Source organism: Mesorhizobium sp. ESP-6-2, from assembly GCF_020164675.1.
Lineage (GTDB): Bacteria > Pseudomonadota > Alphaproteobacteria > Rhizobiales > Rhizobiaceae > Mesorhizobium.
Window position 1 is genome coordinate 262,405 of record NZ_JAIUGT010000004.1, and the last position, 15,827, is coordinate 278,231.

Sequence of the window (15,827 nt, forward strand, 5' to 3'; positions counted from 1 at the left end):
TGTCACGACGCGCTGCCCGAGCCGCGGATCAGCTCGGACATCAGGGTCGCCCGTTCGCGGGTGTTGCGCGGGGCACCGTCATCGGCGGCGATCTGGTCGAACAGCTTCAGCGCGTCCTGGGTCTTGCCTTCCTTCCAGGCGGCCAGCCCGAGCGCCTCGCGCGCGGTGTGGCGCAGCGTGTTTGTGTCCGAGGTCAGGGCCTCGACGCGGCTCGACACATCGGCGAAGGAGCCGTGATCGACCAGCAGCAGCGCCGCCCTCAATCGCGCCATGTCGCGAATGCCCTGGGGAATGGCGGTGTCGGCGGCCACCTCGTCGAAATCCTTGACGGCGGCATCGACGTCGCCCTTGTCGGCCTTGACGGTGGCAGCGCGCATGCGGGCGAGCAGCGGATAGGCGCCGTAGCCATCCTTCTCCAGCTGATCGAGCGCGGTCAGCGCCTCGTCATTCCTGCCGTCATTGGCCAGCTTCAACGCCTGCGAGAAGGCATCGCCCGAACGGTTGGCGCGGGTCTCGTCCCAGTAGCGATAGCCGACGAAGGCGGCGGTGCCGAGCACGACCAGCACCGCGACCACAAGCAGGGCCGGGCCGAAACGGTCCCACAGCTTCTGCGCCTGTTCGCGACGGATCTCGTCGTTGACTTCACGGATAAAACTGTCGTCGGACATCAATAAAACCATTCCTGCCCCGGGACGGGGCGTTCGCGAGCCCGCGTTTTAGCGAAATTTTGTCGGCATGGAAGGGGTTCGACCGGAAAATCACCTATTCGCGGGGCAAACGGACGAAAAGCCCACCGCACCCACGCCATATTTGCGCTATAGCGGGGCCAAAACCGCCCCGGGGTCAGTAGTTGTTGCCAATATCCATTTCGTCTCGCGTTGCAGCGTTCTGTCTCGCTTCGCTTGCCACGGCCAGTGCGGCTTTCGCCGATCCACCCGGCTCGCCGGCGCCCTTGCCGGCCAGGCCGAAGCAGGTCGTCATCATCTCCTTCGACAGCGCCCGCGATATCTCGCAATGGAAGCGCAGCCGGGCGCTGGCGCAACGCACCGGCGCGCATTTCACCTATTTTCTGTCCTGCGTCTTCCTGCTGTCGCCGGAAACGCGCAACCAGTATACAGCACCGGGCAAGACATCGGGCAAATCCAACATCGGCTTTGCCGCGTCCAAACAGGAAGTGGCCGATCGGCTCGAACAGATCGGGCTTGCCGCACATGAAGGCCACGATATCGCCAGCCACGCCTGCGGCCATTTCGACGGCAAGGACTGGAGCAAGGCCGACTGGCTGAAGGAATTCGGTGCCTTCGAGCACATTCTCGAGAACGCCTATGCGATCAATGGGATTGCGCCCGAGCCCGATGGCTGGCGCGATTTCGCCCGGCATGCGGTGGTCGGCTTCCGCGCGCCCTATCTGTCGAAGGGCAAGGCGCTCTACGAGGCGCTGCCCGCCGCCGGTTACCGGTTCGACGCCAGCAGCGTCTCGCGCGGCCCTGTCCAGCCTCCGACCACCGGCGGCCTCACGCGGTTTTCACTGCCGCAGGTCCCGGAAGGACCGAAATCGCGGCCGGTGATCGCCATGGACTACAATCTCTATGTCAGGCATTCCGGCGGCTTCGAGCGGCCGAGCAAGGCAGGCGAGTTCGCGGACCGCACCTACCAGGCTTTCCGCGCCGCCTTCGAGGATCAATACCGGGGCAAGCGCGTTCCGCTGCAACTCGGCTTCCACTTCACGCTGATGAATGACGGCGCCTATTGGAACGCGCTGGAGCGTTTTGCCGGCGAGGTCTGCGTCAAGGCAGACGTCGAATGCATCAGTTTTCGCGATTATATCTCGCGACAAGGTGCTGGCCAGAAGCAGGTTTCGGTCGGCGGCTGAGCCGCCGACCCGTTTCGCACCAGGTCTTTCCTGACTTAAGCGGGATCCTCGGCGCCTTGCCGTGCCAGATAGCGCTGGTCGATTTCGGGCAACGGCTCGCCTTGCAGCGTCGCCTCGAAGGCGCGCAGGCGCTTATGCACCGATTGCAGTTCGACGATGGTCGACCAGGAGGTGAGCAGGAACTGCAAAGAACCCGTCACCTTGCCGAATGCATTCGAAATCTGGTTCAGCGCGCCGAACGTTATCTTGTGCGCGACCAGCGACGGCCCCAGGATCAGCAGCGAGAAAATATTGTCGGCTTGCAGGTACGTGTACCGGACGACATTGAAATAGATGTAGTGGAAATAGAGCCGGAAATAATTGTGGCGGACATTGGCGAACAGCGCGGCGGTGGTGGCGGGCTGGGCCCGGTCGGCATGATCCTCGCCGTAAACGAGCTCCTTGCGGTAAGCGGCTTCGACGCGCTGGTTGCGGAACTGCAGCCCTGGAAGCTTCATGCCGGCAATCATGACCGAAATCGTTCCGAACAGACACCAGGCCAGTGCCGCGACCACCAGTGGCTGGGGGATCGCGCCGATGATTGGCAGCTCGGTTATATGGGCCTGCAACTGGATCATGACCGGCAGGAACGCGATCAGCGTCATGATCGACTGGACGAAGCTGGAACCCAGATCTTCCATGATCTGGGAAAACCGCATCGTGTCCTCCTGGATACGTTGCGAGGCGCCCTCGATGTGGCGCAGCCTGCCCCAGTTCTCGACGAAGTAGTTGTTCATCGCCGTGCGCCAGCGGAAGATCCAGTGGCTGACGATGAAGGCATTGACCACCTGCACGTTCATGCCGACCAGCGCAAGCCACGAGAAATCGGCCAGCCCTATGTAGAATTCGGCGTTGGTCGATTTTCCGGTGCCCGACATCAGCCCCTGCACATAGTCAAAGAAAGGGCCGTACCAGGCATTGACGGCGACGCTGACCTGCACGTTGAAATAGATGAAGAACAGGATGACCGCGGTCATCAGGATCGACCAGCGTTGCCATGGATGCGGAGAATACCAGCTCCAGAACGCGTAGAAGGCCAACACACAGAACGCGAAGTAGATGTAGAACCACAGGAATGGCTTCGAGACGAGCACGGCAATGCCGATAATGGGAGGCGTGCCGGCGGCGGCCGGCGGCATGCCGAAGACCGCGCCCAACTGCTCGCCGCCGAAAAACCAGAACAGGATCGCCGCAAGGCTCCAGATGGCGGCCGAAGAGAAGAACAGCTTCGGCTGCGGGAAGAAGGATACGAACACTGTGGCGAATTCCTCGATCGATGCGCAAATCAGCTGACTACAGCGGGCATAAAGTCACACATTAGGTGGAAAGAAAATGCCTGCCTAAGCCCCGCGCCAAGCAAGTCCACAAATCATGGCGATTTTGGCGCAGCCGACCATGTGATGGCGCCGGAGGCGACCAGAACGGCCGCGGCGGCGATCGAGGCAAGGAAGAAATCGCCCGACGCCTGCGCCAGGAGCCCGGCGGCAATCGGGCCGATGATCTGGCCAAGACCGAACGAAGCCGTCATCAAGGCGAAGGTCCGCCGGGGGGCTTGTGGCGCCAGTTCCCGCGCGGTCTGCAGGCCAAGCGCGGTGATGGCGATGAACGTGCCGCCAACGAGCAGGCCGCCGAGCAGCGGCCCGGTGCGCCCGCCTACCGCAACGCTTGCGACAATGCCGACGACCTCGACGATACATCCCAGCGCATAGGTCGCGTAAAGGCCGATCCGCGCCGATATCTTCTGCCAGAGCCAGACCGAGGGAAAGCCGGCAAGACCGGTGACCATCCAGACCACGGCCTCGAACACGCGTCCGCCGCCGCCTTGCCGGACGATGGCGACAAGGAAGGTCGCTGTCACCACGTAGCCGAAGCCGAACAATCCGTAAGCGACGATCACCTTAGTCAGCGAGCGGTCCTTTGGCAGCGCCGGCTCGCGGCCGGTATCGCCGCAGGCCAGCGGACCGCTGTCCACCAGCAGTGCCACGACGACGAAACCACAAGCCGAGATCGCCGCCGACCACAACCAGCCCGCCGCCCAGCCGGCATGTTCGCTGACCAGGGCCGCCATCAGCACCGAGGACACGGCGATGCCGAGGCCGACGCCGCCGAAATGCCACGCCTGCAGATCGCTGCGGCCGGCCGCTGCAAGATGGCTGAAGACGATGCTGGCCAGGAACACCATGACGAAGGCGCTGGCCAGGCCGGCGAGAAAGCGGATGAGAAGAAAGGCGGCCATCGTCTCCGACAGCCCCATAAGCGCGGCGAGCAAGGCGCTCGCGCCGAGACCGGCCAGCATCAACGGGCGCTCGCGCCCATGCGCCCAGCCGCCCGCCGCGGCAAAGGCGCCGGCGAGATAGCCGAAATAGTTGGCTGATGCGATCCAGCCGGCATCGGCGGCCGACAAATGGAGTTCTTCCATCATGCCAGGCAGGATCGGCGTGTAGACGAAACGGCCAATGCCCATGGCGACGGCCATGGCGATCATGCCGGCGAAAGCGAACCGCAGCGCTGTTGGCGGGGTTGAGGTCATCGCGGCGCACAATAGGTGCGTGGACCGGCGACACAACGCGCTTGTGTTGGGCCAGGCGCCGAGCCGTGTGAAGGAATCAGCGGCAGCCCGCTTGGGCCGTCTCGTGGGCAGTGCGACGCGCCGTCAGCCGGAACGGCATGTCGCCAAGCTCGCGCTCCGACATGGCGTTCAGCACGGGATGCGAAAGCGGATCGGCTAGCCATGCGACCGTTTCACCACCGCAGGGCGGCTCGTGCAGAGGGAATACTATTTTGAGCGACAATAACAGCCTTAACATGTCAGCCTCCGCAGGCCTGTCTTGGGGATAGAGTCTGCGCTTTTGGCATCACTTTCAATTGAGATTTCAGCCGGGCCGGTTTAGAAAAACTCAAATGGCCATGCTCAACCGCGTCCACCTCAACGGCCTTCGCGCCGTGGAGACCGTCGCCCGTCTCGGCTCGCTCGCCGCGGCCGCCGGCGAACTCAACGTTTCGGCCAGCGCCGTCAGCCAGCAGATAAAGCGCGCGGAACAGCAGCTCGGTCAAGCCGTGTTCGAGAGAACGGCCAAGGGGCTGGTCCTGACGGAATTCGGCGCCATGTTCGCGACCCGCCTGGGCGCAGGTTTCCGCGAGCTCACCCAGGCCGTGGCGCTGGCCGACGAGGCGAGGCAATGCACGCTGGTGGTTTCAGTGGCGCCGGCATTCGCCTCGAAATGGCTGCTGCCGCGGCTGTCGCATCACTTCACCCGGCATCCCAATGTGCTGTTGCGCATCGACGCCTCGGTGCGGTTGGCCGACCTCGACCATTCCGATATCGATATCGCTATCCGGCTCGGCGACGGCAAATGGCCGGGCGGCAGGGCGGAGTTGCTTTTGGCACAAGAGGTGTTCCCGGTCTGCGCGCCCTCGATAGCGAAGAAACTGAAATCGATCGAAGACCTTGCCCAGACCTGCGCGATTACCGACGAACGGGCGATGATCAACTGGGAAAGCTGGTTCGCCGCCGCCGGTGTCGAACCCGTCACTTTCCTGAAGGGCGCGCGCTTCACCGATCCGATGCTTTGCCTGGAATCGGCGATTGCCGGTCATGGCGTGATGCTGGGCTGGCAGTTGCTCGCCGCCGACGCGCTGGCCGACGGGCGGCTCGTCGCGCCGTTCGGGATCCGGGCCCAGAGCGGGCTTGGCTATTGGCTGGTGACCTCCGCCGCCAAAGCCGAAAGTCGCAAGGTCCGGGATTTCAAGCTCTGGATCAGGGAAGAGATCGAGGCGACGATGGCGCGGTTCGGCTCCGCGAAGGCGGGCACGAGCGACGCGATCACGGTGGAAAGCACGGTGGCGCCGGTCTATGTAGAGTCCGACATCAAACTACGGCAGGCAGGATCATGACCACACATTCGCGCGGCGTTTCCGCAACCATCGACCCGGTGAAGCTCGACAGGCTGGCGGAAGTCGCCATCAAGGTGGGGCTGCAATTGCAGCCCGGGCAGGACCTGGTGCTGACCTCGTCCATCGCCGCGCTGCCGCTGACCCGGCGCATCGTCGAGCATGCCTACAAGGCCGGCGCGGGGCTGGTGACGCCGATCTTCAACGACGACGAGATCACGCTGGCGCGCTTTCGTTATGGCGCCGACCCCGGCTTCGACCGGGCCGCCAGCTGGCTCTATGAAGGCATGGCCAAAGCCTTCTCCAACAATGCGGCGAGACTTGCCGTGCGTGGCGAAGATCCCTCGCTCCTGTCGGCGCAGGACCCGGCGAAAGTGGCGCGCGCCAACAAGGCCAATTCGATGGCCTACCAGCCGGCGCTGGAAAAGATCACCGGCTTCGACATCAACTGGAACATCGTCGCCTATCCGGATCTCGCTTGGGCCAAGCAGGTCTTCCCCGATGATGCCGACGATGTTGCGGTGGCTAAGCTCGCCGACGCCATCTTCGCCGCCTCGCGAGTGGACGTGGAAGATCCGATCGGCAACTGGAAGGCGCACAATGCGGCCCTTCGCAGCCGCACCGAATGGCTCAACGGCCATAATTTCCATGCGCTTCATTTCACCGGGCCGGGCACCGACCTCACGGTCGGGCTGGCCGACGGCCATGAATGGATGGGCGGCGCCTCCACCGCCAAGAACGGCGTCACCTGCAATCCCAACATCCCGACCGAGGAGGTCTTCACCACGCCGCATGCGCGGCGGGTGGAAGGCTATGTTTCATCGACCAAGCCGCTCTCCTACCAGGGCACGCTGATCGATGAAATCTCGGTGCGTTTCGAGGGCGGCAGGATCGTCGAGGCGAAGGCCTCGAAGGGCGAGGACGTGCTGAAGAAGGTGCTGGACACCGACGAGGGCGCACGCCGGCTTGGCGAAGTGGCGCTGGTGCCGCATTCCTCGCCAATCTCGGCGAGCGGCCTGTTGTTCTTCAACACGCTGTTCGACGAAAACGCCGCCTGCCACATCGCGCTCGGCCAGTGCTATTCGAAGTGCTTCGTCGACGGCGCCTCGCTCAGCCAGGCCGAGATCGCGGAGCGCGGCGGCAACAAGAGCTTCATCCACATCGACTGGATGATCGGCTCGGACAAGATCGATATAGACGGCGTCGCCAAGGACGGCAGCCGCGTGCCGGTCATGCGCAAGGGCGAGTGGGCCTGACGGGAGCGCACGAAGGAGAGCCGATGGCATTCGAGATCGCGGTCAGGCGGGTGTACGAGGCACCCGCGCCCGATGATGGGCAGCGGGTCCTGGTCGATCGTGTCTGGCCACGTGGCGTCAGCAAGGAGCATGCCGCGCTGGCGCTATGGCTGAAGGATGTGGCGCCAAGCGATGAACTGCGCAAATGGTTCGGACATGAGCCGGCGCGATGGGCGGAATTTCAGAAGCGGTACCGCGCCGAGCTCGACCGTAACGAGGACGCGGTGGCGACTTTGCGCGACTTGCTTGGCGAGGGCAAGGTGACGCTACTCTACGGCGCCCATGACGAAGCGCACAACAATGCGGTGGCGCTGGCGAAATACCTGCTTCGTCATCCTCGGGCTTGACCCGAGGATCCATGCCGTAGCCTCGGCCGAGGGTGCAGCGGCAGCAGAATTTTGCGCCGCTGCAACGCCATGATGTCACGGCATGGATCCTATGGTCTGCGCCGCGTCGCTTCGCTCCTTGCTCCGCCATAGGATGACGACATAGCGGTGTCGCGCCTGCCGAGCCTTACTTCACCGCCTCCTCGTAAACATCCGGCTTAAACCCCACCAGAACCCGATCCCCGACCTCCAGCACCGGACGCTTGATCATTGTCGGTTTGGACAACATCAGCGCCTTGGCCTTCTTCTCGTCGAGGCCCTGCTTGTCCTTGTCCGGCAGCTCGCGAAACGTCGTGCTCGCCTTGTTGAGCAGCTTTTCCCAACCGACCTTGCGGGCCCAGCCATCCAGCCTGCCCGCCTCGATTCCTTCGGCCCGATAGTCGTGGAACCGGTAAGGCACTGCATGGCCCTCCAGCCAGACGCGGGCCTTCCTGATCGTGTCGCAGGTGGTGATGCCGTACATGGTGATCGCCAAAACAGGTGCCTTTCGGACTTCGAATCTGGCGGCAGATTAAGCAGCTCCCGCGCGCTTTGCCAGCGGCCCGGCAGAACCATCGAGGACTGAGTTTCTTCAATGGCGGGCGCGCAGTCGCTGATCCGTGACGACGACGTGCTTTAGATCGGAGAGCGGCCAGGACATGATCCTGACCGCTCAGGATGCGGCGAAAGTGCCGACAGCCGGGCCCGTGGCCTTGGGCGTTATGTCAAATGTGAAGCGCACGGCGAACTGGTCGCCGTTGACATAAGGGCCCTCGACCGAGCCGCCATGGACTTCGTTGTTTTCCTGCCACCACTGGCCTTTCTGCTTGATGGCGTCCTTGCCGCGGCAGACGGCCATCGGCCCCTCCATCGCTTCGTAGCTGACGATGTCATCGGCATTGTATTTCTCGGCTGCACTTTCGTAGTCGCCCTGCTTGAGAAGGCCTGTGAAATGCTTGGCGATGTCCGTGACGGTCATGTGTTCCTCCTGTTCAGACGTCTTGCAAGTAGGGTGCAGCTTGCCGGCATGCCATCGTCAATCCGCGCGCTAGCTGACAAGCCGTGTCAGGATGATGGATCGCGCGGACTATGCGAGGACGATTCCAGGCTCTCACATGGCGGGCAGTGCATCGTCCTGGCCGGTCAGCCGCCAACGTCCGGGCTGCTTGTAGGCGCCCTTCCCGACGAGACTGTGGATCAGCACAAAATCCCGGACAGTCCAACCGACCGGATCGATCGAGCGCTCGCGAATTCTGGGAACGCCCACTTCATCACGAAGCAATGTAACATGCGGTTCTATGGACCTGGTGAGAAAGGGTCTTAACGGGCTGTCCGAGATCACCGCCGTCAGATCACGCCAGAATTTCTGCAGCGGCGGATTGCCATCGCTGCCGCGCAGGACCAGTGCACCACCGCCAAAAGCCGACAGGCGATCGAACGACACCTCGAAGGGCTTCGCAACGATCATCGATCCGATATGACAGGCGGCCTCTGCCAGCTCTTGCGGATACTCCTCATGGTCGCCGAGGCCGACAAGCGAGATGTGGATGTGATTTTCCGGAACCAGCCAGCCTTGCAATCCGAACTCACGGTTCAAGGCAATGGCCTTTCGCGCGAGACGACCAGCAATCGCGCTGCCGACGAGGATGGCAAAGAACAGCCGGTGGAAATGCTTCCCGGCCTGTTCCCATCGGAAAAAGGCTTGGCCGTTCTTCGCGGTTCCGAATGCGGGTTGCCCACTCATACTGATCTCGTCCGCCAATTGACTCAGGTTGAACATACTAGAACAAAACGAGAACAAGTGCAAGCCGAAAAATGACCCGGGCGTTGGGGCTCCCGCACCGCCGCATGCATCCAACCCCTGAAGGAGTGCTTCCTTGCGGCACGCCAATCGCCGACGACGCCGGCAGACATGGCGTCTGGATCACCACAAACGGGATAGACCTTTGACAGGAATCCGGTGAAAGTGCCGCGCCGAACCGGCAAGCCGCATTTTCGATGATCAGAGGACCGCACGCATGACAAACCCGATGCATCTGCCCGCCGAAGGCCTTTTTGTCGGGCGCGCCAGAAGCAGCGATGCCTCGCATCCCCTGGTGGCTACGGTGCGTGATGGCACCGTCTTCGACATCACGTCGAGCACGGCGCCGACCGTGCGCGATATCTGCGAGATGGCCGATCCGGCCGGTTATGTGCGCTCGGCCAAGGGCAAGCCGATCGGCTCGCTCGATGACATCGCGGCCAACAGTTTCGAAGCCGCGCGTGATCCGGCAAGGCCCTATCTCATATCCCCCGTCGACCTGCAGGCGATCAAGGCCTCGGGCGTCACCTTCGTCGTCAGCCTGCTGGAACGCGTCATCGAGGAACAGGCGCGCGGTTCGGCGGAAAAGGCCGATGCCATCCGCGCCGACATTGCCGGGCTGATCGGCCACGATCTGTCCAAGCTCAAGCCCGGTTCTCCGGAAGCGATGGAGATCAAGGCCAAGCTCATCGCGCGCGGCGCCTGGTCGCAATATCTGGAAGTGGGCATCGGCCCCGATGCCGAGATCTTCACCAAATGCCAGCCGATGGCCTCGGTCGGTTTCGGCGCCGATGTCGGCCTGCATCCCGTCTCGACCTGGAACAATCCGGAACCGGAGATCGCCATGATCGCCGCCAGCAGCGGCAGGATCGTCGGCGCCACCATCGGCAACGACGTCAATCTGCGCGACGTTGAGGGGCGCTCCGCGCTGCTGCTCGGCAAGGCCAAGGACAACAACGCCTCCGCCTCGCTCGGCCCCTTCATCCGCCTGTTCGACGGCACGTTCTCCATAGAGGACGTAAAGCGGGCCGTGGTCCGGCTGAAAGTCGAAGGTGAGGACGGGTTCTCGCTGGAGGGCGCGAGCTCGATGGCCGAGATCAGCCGCTCTCCCGAAGAGCTCGTAGCGGCTGCCATGGGCCCCCATCACCAATATCCGGACGGCCTGGCGCTCTATCTCGGCACCATGTTCGTGCCTTCGAAGGACCGCGGCGAGAAGGGCAAGGGGTTTACCCACAAGGTCGGCGACATCGTCACCATCTCGTCGGAGAAATTCGGCGCGCTGGTCAACCGGGTGCGGTTGTCGCCGGACTGCCCGCACTGGACCTACGGCGCCAGCCATCTGATGCGCGATCTTGCCCGGGCCGGCCTCCTCTAGCTCTGGGTTCACCCGAGGGCGGTCAACCATCGCTCCGGCGACCCTCGAGGCCGGTATCGCCTGCCGCGAAAAATCATCCGAACTGATGCAATCTGATGGGACCGCTGATGGCGCCCCGTCAGGCGCCGACTACGACTGACAGGCGGAGGCTTGCCATTTGTCGAAAAAGAGGATGCTCTGATCATCCAACACGGCGTTGGCGAGGAGGACTCGATCTTGCCCGATCAAGAGGGTGGTTTCGAACTGATCAGTTTCAAACGGGAGGAAATCAAATGCTGACACGGCTAAGAGTGGTTCTATACGGCCTGCTGGTCGCGCTGACGGTTATTCCGGCGGCGGCGCAGGCCAAGACGTTCTACTGGATTTCACATGGCGGCCCGGCCGATCCGGTCTGGACCTACTTCCTTGCCGGCGCCAAGCAATGGGCCAAGGACACCGGCAATACCGTCAACACCTCGTTCCACAATGGCGACGTCGCCTCGCAGCAGGAGGCGGTGCGGGCCGCGATCTCGGCCAAGGCCGACGGCATCACCACCACCAGCCCCGATCCGGGCAGCCTTGTCGAGATCGTCAAGGAAGCCCGCGCGGCCAACATTCCGATCATCAATTTCAACACGCCCGATCCCAAGGCCAATTTCAACGCCTATGTCGGCGGCGACAATGTCACCTTCGGCAAGCACTGGGCGCAGTATCTGGTCGACAAGGGCCTGGTGAAGAAGGGCGACTTCGTCTGGATGCCTGTCGAGATTCCCGGCGCCACGTACGGCGTGCAGGAAGAGGAAGGCATCAAGAGCGTGTTCGAGCCGCTCGGCATCACCTATGAGGTGACCGAGGCGACGCTCGACCAGGCCGAGGTGATCAACCGCATGGTCGACTATCTCACCGCCAACAAGGCCAAGGTGAAGGCGATCATCGGGCTTGGCGACCTCGTTACCGGCTCGATCAAACGCGTGTTCGACCAGGTCGGCGTCAAGCCGGGCGAAATCCCCGTCGTCGGCTGGGGCAACTCGCTCGACACCACCCAGGAAGTGCTGAACGGCTATGTCAATGCCGGCCAGTGGCAGGACCCGCAGGCGACCAGCTATGTCGCGCTGTCGCTCGCCAACATGGCCGCTAGCGGCATTCCCCCGGGCTTCAACGTCATCACCGGCGCGCTCTATGAGAAAGACACCGCCGAGATCTACGACAAGATCCTGTCCGGCAAATAGTCCCTGATTTCAAGCGCCGCGCGTCCACCGGGCGTGCGGCGTCCCGCCCTTTCGCCTGGTATCGAGCCGTTTGATGCGGCCCGATGGTCCGGCCCATTCCAACCAGTCGCGGGTTACACGTGGAAAATCGTTCGCTTGTCCAAGGCCTGATCGCGCGGCCGGAATTCGGCCCCTTCGTGCTGCTCGTCGTCGAGATCGCCGTCTTCTGGGGTTTCAACCACGACTTCCTGTCACCCCAGAACATCTCCAACACGCTGGCCTTCACGGTCGAGCTCGGGCTGATCGCGCTGGCGATGACGTTGCTGATGACGTCGGGCGAATTCGATCTTTCCGTCGGCTCCCTGTTCGGCTTCTCGCCCGTGCTGATGTGGACGCTGTTCAACAGCGGCCTCACCTCGCTGGAGATGGGCTTCATTGTCGCGCTGCTGGTCGCCGCCTTCATCGGCCTGGTCAACGGCTGGTTCGTCACGCAGCTCAAGATCCCCTCCTTCCTGGTCACGCTCGGCATGCTCCTGGTGGTGCGCGGCACCGCGCTGTTCGTCACCGACGGCTTTCCGCAGCGCACCTGGAGCGCGGAAGGCAGTTGGCTGGCCGAGGCGCTGGTCGGCGATTTCTTCATCGGCCCGTTCCGCATCTACATGTCGCTGTTCTGGTTCATCGCCGCGGCCATCGCGCTCGGCTATGTGCTGACGCAAAGCCGCACCGGCAACTGGATCCAGGCCGCCGGGGGCAACCCCAACGCGGCAAGGGCGCGCGGCGTCAATGTCAGCCGCGTCAAGATCGGCCTGTTCGTGCTGTCCTCGGTCATGGCCTCGCTTGCCGGCGTCATCTCCTCGCTGCGCACCTCGGCGGCCAACCCCAACAGCGGCACCGGCTACGAACTCGAGGTCATTGCGATGGTGGTGATCGGCGGCACGGCGCTGACGGGTGGGCGCGGCACCATCATCGGCACCGTGCTCGGCATCCTTATCCTGCGCGTCATGCGCAACGGCATCGTGCTGATCGGCGTGCCCGGCCTTGCCTACAACATCTTCATCGGCGCGATCATCCTTGGCATGATGGCGCTTCATTCATGGCTGGAACGCCGGCATCAGGCAGGGACGTGAACCATGGCCGAGCCACTGATCCGCATGCAGAACATCCGCAAGTCCTACGGGCGCGTGCAGGCGCTGGTGGATGCCAATTTCCATGTCAACGAGCGCGAGATCGTCGGCCTGCTCGGCGACAATGGCGCCGGCAAGTCGACGCTGATCAAGGTGCTGTCGGGCGCGGTGCCGCTGACCAGCGGCGACATCTTCATCCGCGGCAAGAAGGTGAACCTGCGCAACACCAGCGACGCCATCGCCAACGGCATAGAGACCATCTACCAGGACTCGGCGCTGGTCACGCAGCTGTCGATCGCGCGCAATCTGTTCCTCGGACGCGAGCCGATCAAGCCGCCGCGCTTCCTCAACCGCATGGACCAGGAGGCGATGAACACGGTCGCGCGCGACCTGCTCAAGCAGGTCGGCATTTCCAAGAACATTCCGCCGACCACGCCGATCGGCTCGCTCTCCGGCGGCGAGCGCCAGGCGGTGGCGATCGCGCGCGCCATGCATTTCGACAGCGATCTCATCATCCTCGACGAACCGACCAACAATCTCGGCGTCGCCGAAACCCAGGGCGTGCTGAGCTTTGTGCGCAGCGCGCGCGATTCCGGCCATTCCTGCATCTTCATCGCGCACAACATCCACCATGTCTTCCAGGTGGTGGACCGCATCGTCGTCATGCGGCGCGGCAAGGTGGTGGCCGGCGACATCGACCCCAAGACGACCAGCGTGGCGGAGGTTGAACGCGTCATCACCGGCATGTCGGACAAGGAGATCCGCGACGCCATCGCCGATGGCAAGGGATCGCATTGAGGACGAGGGGAAACATCCTGGCGAAACAGCAGAATGGGCGTCCGGGCGATGGGCGCGATCAGTGCCGCTCAGATCGCCCGTCTGGCGTGCTATCGCACCGGCAATAGGGTTGCGGCATGAAAGCCACCGTCTCTGACATCGCCAGGAACTGCGAACTGTCGACGGCGACGGTCGACAGGGTGCTCAACAACCGCAAGGGGGTCAGCGCGGCCAACCGGCAGCGCGTCATGGAGGCCGCCAAGCAGCTCGGCTATCTGCCGGTCGCAGACCAGGTAACGCTTCCCTCGAGGCCCGCAAACCTGGAATTCTTCCTGCCGATCGGCAGCAACGCCTTCATGCAGGATCTGGCCAGGCATATCGAGGATTATACCTCGCGCCTGCCGCTCGTTGCCTCGTGCCGGATCCACAACCTCGCCGGAATCTCGCCGAACGCTTTGCAGACCGCCGTCGAAAACCTGTCGCTGAAAGCCAACGGCGTCGGCGTCATCGCCGTCGATCACCCCAGGACGCGCAACATCCTGCGCGACATCGTCGAGGCCGGCATTCGCCTGGTGACGCTGGTGTCCGATATTCCGGCAGCACCCCGCTCGGCCTATGTCGGCATAGACAACCGGGTGGCGGGACGGACCGCCGCACTCCTGATGGGGCGCTTTCTCGGCGACCGCGAGGGCCAGCTGGCGATGGTGGTCGGCTCGCGCTCCTATCGCGGCCATGAGGAACGCGAGATGGGTTTCCGTTCCGTGCTCGGCGAGGAGTTCCCCAACCTGAGCGTCAGCAGCGCCGTCGAGATCAACGACGAGCCCGATGCCAGCTATGCCGAAACCATGAAGGCGCTGCGCAACGAGCCGGAACTGCTCGGCATCTATTGCATTGGAGCTGGACGCTCCGGCGTTGCCAAAGCCATCCGGGAGGCCAGGCCCAACCGCAAGCCGGTATTCATCTGTCACGACCTGACGAGGGAAACGCGCGGCTATCTCGTCGACGATCTAGCCGACGTCGTCATCGACCAGAATGCCAGGCTGATCGCCGAGCAATCGGTCATCCGCCTGCTTGGCTCGATCGCGTCATCGGCACCTTACCTGACGCGGAAATTTATCGAGCCGCGGCTGATCTTCCGGGAAAACGTCCCGGTGCAGTGACGCGGGCCGCGAGGTCTTCCGGTCACGGTGTTCGCGAGCGATACGGCGAATCTGCACAGCTGCTATGCACGATTCATGATTGCCGAATCATTGGGCAACTCATAGCTTCTGGTTGTCGGCCATCTACTCCTCCCAGATGCGATGCCGGCGATGAGTGGGGTGCACCTCCTCCCGCACCACATTCGAAATCGAGCCCGCTGCCACCTCCTCCCGGCAGCGGGCTTTTTTATTGCATGCCGGACATTTCCGGGAACGGCAGGGAATTCTCGCAGGATCAAAAGGGACTGCAAACCGGAAGCGCACGCGCTGTCCGGCGCCCATGAGCCTTGCCGATGGATCAGCCCGCGGCGGCTCCGCCCCTGAAGGACTGGATCAACCCTTCCGCCATGCGCACCAATTGCGCGCTGGGGCCTTCGGTGCCAACAGTCTGCACGCTCACGCGCGCGCCTTCGCACAGCAACGAAAGCGTATCGGCCAGAAATTCGGCCTGGCCTATGCCGGCGCCCCGGCAGAGCGCTACCAGGCGCTCGCGCTGGGCTTCCTTGAGCTCCTTGATCACGCGCCTGGCCGGATGGTCGGGCTCAGTCAGCTCAACCGCGGCGTTGGCCATGTCGCAGCCCCGGCAATCGGCCGTAAGCATCTCGGCCGCCTTGCGAACCCAGGCATGCAGTTGCGCGAGCTTGTCGCCCGGATGCTCGGCTTCGAATGCGTCCCACATCGCGCCGGCCTTTGATGCGGTGGCGCGCAGGCATTCGATGATCAGATCGTCCTTGGATTCGAAATGACGGTAGAGCGTCATCTTGTTCGTGCCGGCAGCCTCGGTGATGGCGTCGACGCCGACGCCCTTGATGCCGTGCTTGTGGAACATGTCGCGCGCCGTCTCCAGGATCCGATCCCGGGGACGAGGACGCTCCACGACGCCGTCTGTCATCATTGATCT

At 63.3% G+C, this 15,827-nt stretch carries 17 protein-coding genes; 9 read left to right on the forward strand and 8 right to left on the reverse strand.

Annotated features, from left to right (window positions below; all coding sequences use genetic code 11):
• Window positions 1-2: 2 nt before the first annotated feature.
• On the reverse strand, window positions 3-668 hold the full coding sequence (locus LB532_RS13770) for a tetratricopeptide repeat protein (RefSeq protein WP_140638615.1): 666 nt from the start codon (window positions 666-668) through the stop codon (window positions 3-5).
• 191 nt (window positions 669-859) lie between these two features.
• Between LB532_RS13770 and LB532_RS13775 the strand changes: the two genes are divergently transcribed.
• A complete protein-coding gene (locus LB532_RS13775; protein ID WP_140638825.1) occupies window positions 860-1,873 on the forward strand; it encodes a polysaccharide deacetylase family protein in 1,014 nt (337 codons plus the stop codon).
• Window positions 1,874-1,908: 35 nt separating this feature from the next.
• On the opposite strand, the gene sbmA is transcribed toward LB532_RS13775, so the two are convergent.
• The 3 genes from sbmA to LB532_RS13790 form a co-directional block, all read right to left on the reverse strand.
• Window positions 1,909-3,168 (reverse strand): peptide antibiotic transporter SbmA, encoded by a 1,260-nt coding sequence (gene sbmA, locus LB532_RS13780; RefSeq protein WP_140638614.1) that lies wholly within the window; start codon window positions 3,166-3,168, stop codon window positions 1,909-1,911.
• Between the two features lie 113 nt (window positions 3,169-3,281).
• Window positions 3,282-4,442, reverse strand: coding sequence for a YbfB/YjiJ family MFS transporter (locus LB532_RS13785; protein WP_140638613.1), 1,161 nt, complete (start codon window positions 4,440-4,442; stop codon window positions 3,282-3,284).
• Window positions 4,443-4,518: 76 nt separating this feature from the next.
• Window positions 4,519-4,719 carry a hypothetical protein gene (locus LB532_RS13790; protein ID WP_140638612.1) on the reverse strand — a complete coding sequence of 67 codons (201 nt, stop codon included), beginning with the start codon at window positions 4,717-4,719 and terminating at the stop codon, window positions 4,519-4,521.
• Window positions 4,720-4,813: 94 nt separating this feature from the next.
• Between LB532_RS13790 and LB532_RS13795 the strand changes: the two genes are divergently transcribed.
• From LB532_RS13795 to LB532_RS13805, 3 genes are read left to right on the forward strand one after another with little or no spacing between them, the layout of a single operon-like run.
• Complete coding sequence (locus tag LB532_RS13795) at window positions 4,814-5,806, forward strand: LysR substrate-binding domain-containing protein (protein ID WP_140638611.1); 993 nt, start codon at window positions 4,814-4,816, stop codon at window positions 5,804-5,806.
• Window positions 5,803-7,059 (forward strand): aminopeptidase, encoded by a 1,257-nt coding sequence (locus LB532_RS13800; protein ID WP_140638610.1) that lies wholly within the window; start codon window positions 5,803-5,805, stop codon window positions 7,057-7,059. The genes LB532_RS13795 and LB532_RS13800 overlap by 4 nt, the downstream gene beginning before the upstream one ends.
• A gap of 23 nt (window positions 7,060-7,082) precedes the next feature.
• Window positions 7,083-7,445, forward strand: a complete 363-nt coding sequence (locus tag LB532_RS13805; protein ID WP_140638609.1) for a DUF488 domain-containing protein — start codon at window positions 7,083-7,085, stop codon at window positions 7,443-7,445.
• 166 nt (window positions 7,446-7,611) lie between these two features.
• Here the strand turns inward: LB532_RS13805 and LB532_RS13810 are convergent, their stop codons facing one another.
• The 3 genes from LB532_RS13810 to LB532_RS13820 all read right to left on the reverse strand — a co-directional run bounded on the left by LB532_RS13810 (window position 7,612) and on the right by LB532_RS13820 (window position 9,207).
• A complete protein-coding gene (locus LB532_RS13810) occupies window positions 7,612-7,947 on the reverse strand; it encodes an ArsC family reductase (RefSeq protein WP_181169302.1) in 336 nt (111 codons plus the stop codon).
• 189 nt (window positions 7,948-8,136) lie between these two features.
• Window positions 8,137-8,442 (reverse strand): nuclear transport factor 2 family protein, encoded by a 306-nt coding sequence (locus LB532_RS13815; protein ID WP_224556890.1) that lies wholly within the window; start codon window positions 8,440-8,442, stop codon window positions 8,137-8,139.
• Window positions 8,443-8,574: 132 nt separating this feature from the next.
• On the reverse strand, window positions 8,575-9,207 hold the full coding sequence (locus tag LB532_RS13820; protein ID WP_140638606.1) for a 2'-5' RNA ligase family protein: 633 nt from the start codon (window positions 9,205-9,207) through the stop codon (window positions 8,575-8,577).
• A gap of 274 nt (window positions 9,208-9,481) precedes the next feature.
• Between LB532_RS13820 and LB532_RS13825 the strand changes: the two genes are divergently transcribed.
• The 5 genes from LB532_RS13825 to LB532_RS13845 all read left to right on the forward strand — a co-directional run bounded on the left by LB532_RS13825 (window position 9,482) and on the right by LB532_RS13845 (window position 14,887).
• Window positions 9,482-10,639, forward strand: a complete 1,158-nt coding sequence (locus tag LB532_RS13825) for a fumarylacetoacetate hydrolase family protein (protein ID WP_140638605.1) — start codon at window positions 9,482-9,484, stop codon at window positions 10,637-10,639.
• 272 nt (window positions 10,640-10,911) lie between these two features.
• Window positions 10,912-11,847 carry a substrate-binding domain-containing protein gene (locus LB532_RS13830; protein WP_140497931.1) on the forward strand — a complete coding sequence of 312 codons (936 nt, stop codon included), beginning with the start codon at window positions 10,912-10,914 and terminating at the stop codon, window positions 11,845-11,847.
• 119 nt (window positions 11,848-11,966) lie between these two features.
• Window positions 11,967-12,953 carry an ABC transporter permease gene (locus LB532_RS13835; protein ID WP_140638604.1) on the forward strand — a complete coding sequence of 329 codons (987 nt, stop codon included), beginning with the start codon at window positions 11,967-11,969 and terminating at the stop codon, window positions 12,951-12,953.
• 3 nt (window positions 12,954-12,956) lie between these two features.
• Window positions 12,957-13,748 carry an ATP-binding cassette domain-containing protein gene (locus tag LB532_RS13840; protein ID WP_140497927.1) on the forward strand — a complete coding sequence of 264 codons (792 nt, stop codon included), beginning with the start codon at window positions 12,957-12,959 and terminating at the stop codon, window positions 13,746-13,748.
• Between the two features lie 116 nt (window positions 13,749-13,864).
• Window positions 13,865-14,887, forward strand: coding sequence for a LacI family DNA-binding transcriptional regulator (locus LB532_RS13845; RefSeq protein WP_140638603.1), 1,023 nt, complete (start codon window positions 13,865-13,867; stop codon window positions 14,885-14,887).
• A 337-nt stretch (window positions 14,888-15,224) separates the two neighbouring features.
• Here the strand turns inward: LB532_RS13845 and LB532_RS13850 are convergent, their stop codons facing one another.
• Window positions 15,225-15,818, reverse strand: a complete 594-nt coding sequence (locus tag LB532_RS13850) for a TetR/AcrR family transcriptional regulator (RefSeq protein ID WP_224556892.1) — start codon at window positions 15,816-15,818, stop codon at window positions 15,225-15,227.
• Window positions 15,819-15,827: the final 9 nt, after the last annotated feature.